The following is a 4,608-nucleotide window of genomic DNA, read 5'->3' as shown; positions in this document are numbered from 1 at the left end:
AGCTGCGAGTTGGCGCGCAGCTCCTCGTAGAGCTCGAGCAGGCGGCCGAGGTTGGCGTCGTCGAGCGCCGCCTCGACCTCGTCGAGGATGTAGAACGGGCTGGGCCGGGCCTTGAACAGCGCGACGAGGAACGCGACCGCGACCAGCGAGCGCTCACCGCCGGACAGCAGCGACAGCCGCTTGACCTTCTTGCCGGCCGGGCGGGCCTCGACGTCGATGCCGGTCGTCAGCATGTTCTGGGGGTCCGTGAGGACCAGCGAGCCCTCGCCACCGGGGAACAGCCGGCTGAAGACGTGCTGGAAGGCGCTCTCGACGTCGTACCAGGCCTCGGTGAAGACCTGCTCGACCTTGGCGTCGACCTCCTCGACGATCTCGAGCAGGTCCTGCCGGGTCCTGCGCAGGTCGTCGAGCTGCTCGGAGAGGAACTGGTGGCGCTCCTCGAGGGCGGTGAACTCCTCGAGCGCGAGCGGGTTGACCTTGCCGAGCATCGCCATCGACCGCTCGGCGTTGCGCAGCCGCTTGACCTGCGCCTCGCGGTCGTACGGCACCGGCTCCGCGGGCAACGAGTCGTCCTCGCCCTCGACCGTGATCGGCGGCACGAGCTGGTCCGGTCCGTAGTCGGCGACCAGCGTCTCGACCTCGAGGCCGAGCTCCTCGAGCGCCCGCGTCTCGAGGCCCTCGAGGCGCAGCCGCAACTCGGCGCGCGCCATCTCGTCCTTGTGCACCGAGTCGGTCAGCCCGTCGAGCTCGGCGATCTGCTCGCGGAGCTGCACGCGTACGCCTCGCAGGGTCTCCTCGCGGCCCGTGCGGGACGCCTCGATCTCCGAACGCAGCGTGGATGCTCGGGCGACCGACTGCTCGAGGCGGGCCAGCACGCGGTCGCTGGCGATGATGACCGCCTTGGCGGTCTCGGCCTCGCGCAGCTGACGCTCACGCCGCTCCTTGGCCTTGATCCGGGCCTCGCGCTCGGCCTCGGCGGCCTCGAACAGCGCCGTCACCTGGCCCTCGAGGGCGCGGGCGCGTTCCTCATTGGTGCGCAGCGCGAGCCGGGCGTCGGTCTCGGCGCGGCGGGCTGTCGACGCCTTGTCGGCGAGCTCCTCGAGCAGCGCCGTGTCGGGCTCCTCCTCGGGCGCCGCCTCGGCCTGTGCGAGCCGGTCCTCGAGCTCGGCCAGGCCGGACAGGTCGCCGGCCTGCGACTCCTCGGCCTTGGCGATCGCCGCGGCCAGGCGGTCGGCCTCTCCCCGTGCAGCGCGGGCCGTGGCGCCGAGATGACCGAGGTTCTCGGCAACCGCGGCCATCGTCGCGTCGGACTCGTGCAGCCGGCCGAGTGCCGCATCGACGCGCTCCTGGGCGACCGCTCGCTTGGCATCGGCGGCCTCGTGCTCGAAGCGGAGCCGTTCGAGCGTGTGGCGGGCGCGGGCCAGGTCGTCCTCGGCCTGGGAGATGGCGGCCTTGACCTCGATGAGGCTCTGCTTGGACGTCGAGCCGCCGGCGGCGAAGTGCGCGCCGAGGACGTCGCCGTCACGGGTCACGGCCGTGACGTCAGGGGCGTGACGGATGAGCTCCTGCGACTGCTCGAGGCTGTCGACGACGGCGACCTTGAACAGCAGGCGGCGCAGCGCACCCTGCAGCGGGGCCGGCCCGTCGACGACATCGATCGCGTACGTCGCGAAGTCCGGCAGCCCGGGCCACGTGGAGTCGTCGACCTCGCCCCCGCCGAGCAGCATGCCGGCGCGGCCCAGGTCCTCGGACTTGAGCTTCTCCATCGCCGAGACGGCGGTGTCGAGGTGGTCGACCGCGACGGCGTCGGCAGCGGAGCCGAGTGCCGAGGCGATCGCGGTCTCGAACCCCGCGCGTACGGTCAGCAGGGCGGCGACCGAGCCCAGCAGCCCGCTGATCTCGTCGGTCGCGGCGAGCAGCGCCCCGGCGCCGTCCTTGCGGGCCAGCCCGAGCTCGAGGGCCTCCTTGCGGGCGGCGAACGCGGCCTGCTGGCGCTCGGCCTCCTGCGACTGGGCAGTCAGCGATGCGAGGTGCTCGGTGATCTCGGCGAGGCCGTCCTCGGCCGCCTCGAGCTCCTCGTCGAGCCCGGACTCCCCGGCGTTGAGCCCGGCGATCTGGTTCTCGAGGTTGGTGAACTCGCGGTGCGCCTCGACCGCACGGTTCTCGGCCTCCTCGCGCGCGGCGGTGAGCCGGCCGATCTCCTCTCCCGCCGCGGTCGCGCGGCTCTTGAGCGCGTTGACCTGACCGTGGAGCCGGGCCAGCCCTTCGCGTTGGTCGGCGGCGGCACGCAGCAGACCTGCGACGCGGCGCTCCTCTGCGGTGTAGGCCGCCTCGGCCTCGTTGCGCTCGGCGATGACGGCCTCGAGCGACTCGGTCGCCTGCGTGACTCCGGCACTGAGCTGCTCGAGCTGCTCCTGGGCACGACGTGCGTCGGCCTCCAGCTCCTCGGGCTCGCGGCCGACCCGGCGATCCTCGGCCTCGACGGCGGCGAGGCGCACGCGCTCGTTGGCCAGGCCCGAGGTGCCGCGGATGCGCTCGCGCAGGCCGGAGAGGCTGTACCAGGTCTCCTGGGCAGCCGACAGGCGTGGCGAGTCCTCCCGCAGCTGGTCCTCGAGCTCGGTCTCCTGCTCGCGGGCCGCGGCGATCGACTGCTCGACGGCCTGGCGCCGCTCCTTGAGGGCGGTCTCGTCGGCGAGCTCCTCGGCGATGACCGAGCGGGCGCTCACGATGTCGTCAGCGAGGATCCGGGCGCGGGCGTCACGGACGTCGGCCTGGATGACGGCGGCCCGGCGAGCCACCTCGGCCTGCCGGCCCAGCGGCTTGAGCTGGCGGCGCAGCTCGGTCAGCACGTCGTTGAGGCGGGTCAGGTTGCCCTGCGTCGCGTCGAGCTTGCGGAGCGCCTTCTCCTTGCGCTTGCGGTGCTTGAGGACGCCCGCAGCCTCTTCGATGAAGCCCCGGCGCTCTTCGGGAGTCGCCCGCAGGACGCTGTCGAGCTGGCCCTGGCCGACGATGACGTGCATCTCGCGGCCGATGCCGGAGTCGCTCAGCAGCTCCTGGACGTCGAGCAGCCGGCACGTGTTGCCGTTGATGGCGTACTCCGAGCCGCCGTTGCGGAACATCGTCCGCGAGATCGTGACCTCGGTGTACTCGATCGGGAGTGCGCCGTCGGTGTTGTCGATCGTGAGGACGACCTCAGCGCGGCCCAGCGGCGGACGGCCGGACGTACCGGCGAAGATGACGTCCTCCATCTTGCCGCCGCGCAGCGACTTGGCACCCTGCTCGCCCATGACCCAGGACAAGGCGTCGACGACATTGGACTTGCCGGATCCGTTGGGGCCGACGACACACGTGATGCCGGGCTCCAGCTGAAGGGTCGTCGAGGACGCAAAGGACTTGAACCCACGCAACGTGAGGCTCTTGAGGTACAACGCTGACTCCTACGACGACAAACCGGTTGGGGTCAGCGTAGACCGCTGGGACTTCAGTGAGCGGCAGGCTCCATCAAGTCGCCGGCGGTGACATTGTCGACCCGCTCACGGATCGTCCGGAGCAATCCGTCGTTCTCGACCTTGAGGCGCATGATCTCGGCCTCGAGGTCGGCGATCCGACGGTGGAGTGCGGCGGTTTCGCGCAGCTGCTCGGAGGTGGGACCCCCGATGTAGCCGATGAGTGCTTTGGCCATGAAGAATCTCCGCGGAAATGGAACTGAGGGGAAGGGGCAGATGAGGCTGATCTGCGTCTGTCAGTCTCTCACCGCAGGCCATTCGGGTCAACTTCGCGGCGGGCTCTCACGACCTCAGAGCGTGAAGATCTCGTCACCCACGCGTACGGCCCCGGTGGCGGCCGACCGGACGCTGTCGGGCGCCGAGTCCATCACGACGATCGGCACGATCGGCGATCGGCCGCCGGCCTCGATCTCCGCGGGATTCCAGCGCACGATCGGCGTCCCGGTGGTCACCTCGGCCCCTTCGGCGACGAGCAGCTCGAACCCCTCGCCGTCAAGCTGGACCGTGTCGATGCCGAGGTGCACGAGCAACCCCTTGCCGGCGCCGGTCAGCAGCACGAACGCGTGCGGGTGCAGCTTGAGCAGGCGGCCGTCGGCGGGTGCGACGACGGTCGACTCGGCGCGCTCGGGGTCGATCGCGACACCGGCGCCCACGATCTGCTGGGCGAACACCGGGTCGGGCACGTCCGCAAGGGCGATGACCTTCCCCGCGAGGGGCGCCAGCACTGCCGACGAGCTCAATCGAGGTCCTCGATGTCACTGGCGAGCGTGTCCGCGACGGGACCCACGACGACCTGCACGACGTTGCCCGAGACGACGACTCCGTAGGCACCGGCGGCCTTGAGCGCGGCCTGGTCGACGAGCGACGCGTCCTCGACCTCGGTGCGCAGCCGCGTGATGCACGGCTCGATCTCGACGATGTTGGCGCGACCGCCCAGCCCCGCGACGATCTCTTCAGCTGTGACCATGGAAACCTCCTAGAACTTCCCGGAGGCCACGGTGGCTCCCGGTCCTTCGTGAATCGTGCCTTCGGCCGACCAGACCCGGGCGCCGCCGAGCCAGGTCGTACGCGCGCGCAGGTCGTCGCCCAGCAGGACGAGGTC

Annotated in this window: 4 protein-coding genes; all 4 read right to left on the bottom strand. The window is 71.1% G+C overall.

Features of this window, described 5'->3' with window-relative positions:
- On the bottom strand, window positions 1-3,428 hold a 3,428-nt coding region (gene smc / locus V6M46_RS10220; RefSeq protein ID WP_332664472.1), incomplete at its 3' end, for a chromosome segregation protein SMC.
- 53 nt (window positions 3,429-3,481) lie between these two features.
- Window positions 3,482-3,682 carry a hypothetical protein gene (locus V6M46_RS10215; RefSeq protein WP_332664470.1) on the bottom strand — a complete coding sequence of 67 codons (201 nt, stop codon included), beginning with the start codon at window positions 3,680-3,682 and terminating at the stop codon, window positions 3,482-3,484.
- Between the two features lie 114 nt (window positions 3,683-3,796).
- Window positions 3,797-4,246 carry a PTS sugar transporter subunit IIA gene (locus V6M46_RS10210; protein ID WP_332664468.1) on the bottom strand — a complete coding sequence of 150 codons (450 nt, stop codon included), beginning with the start codon at window positions 4,244-4,246 and terminating at the stop codon, window positions 3,797-3,799.
- The gene (locus V6M46_RS10205) at window positions 4,243-4,473 is read right to left on the bottom strand and encodes a glucose PTS transporter subunit EIIB (protein ID WP_056397821.1); all 231 of its coding nucleotides are present in this window, start codon (window positions 4,471-4,473) and stop codon (window positions 4,243-4,245) included. Before V6M46_RS10205 ends, V6M46_RS10210 begins: the two co-directional genes overlap by 4 nt.
- Between the last annotated feature and the right edge of the window lie 135 nt (window positions 4,474-4,608).

It is taken from the genome of Aeromicrobium sp. (assembly GCF_036676885.1).
In the GTDB taxonomy this organism is placed as follows: Bacteria; Actinomycetota; Actinomycetes; order Propionibacteriales; family Nocardioidaceae; genus Aeromicrobium.
This window is presented reverse-complemented; position numbering and strand designations above follow the sequence as displayed.

Coding starts and splice junctions, on each gene's coding strand:
- V6M46_RS10205 (WP_056397821.1), bottom strand. CDS start 4,473: ATGGTCACAGCTGAAGAGATCGTCGCGGGGCTGGGCGGTCGCGCCAAC.
- V6M46_RS10215 (WP_332664470.1), bottom strand. CDS start 3,682: ATGGCCAAAGCACTCATCGGCTACATCGGGGGTCCCACCTCCGAGCAG.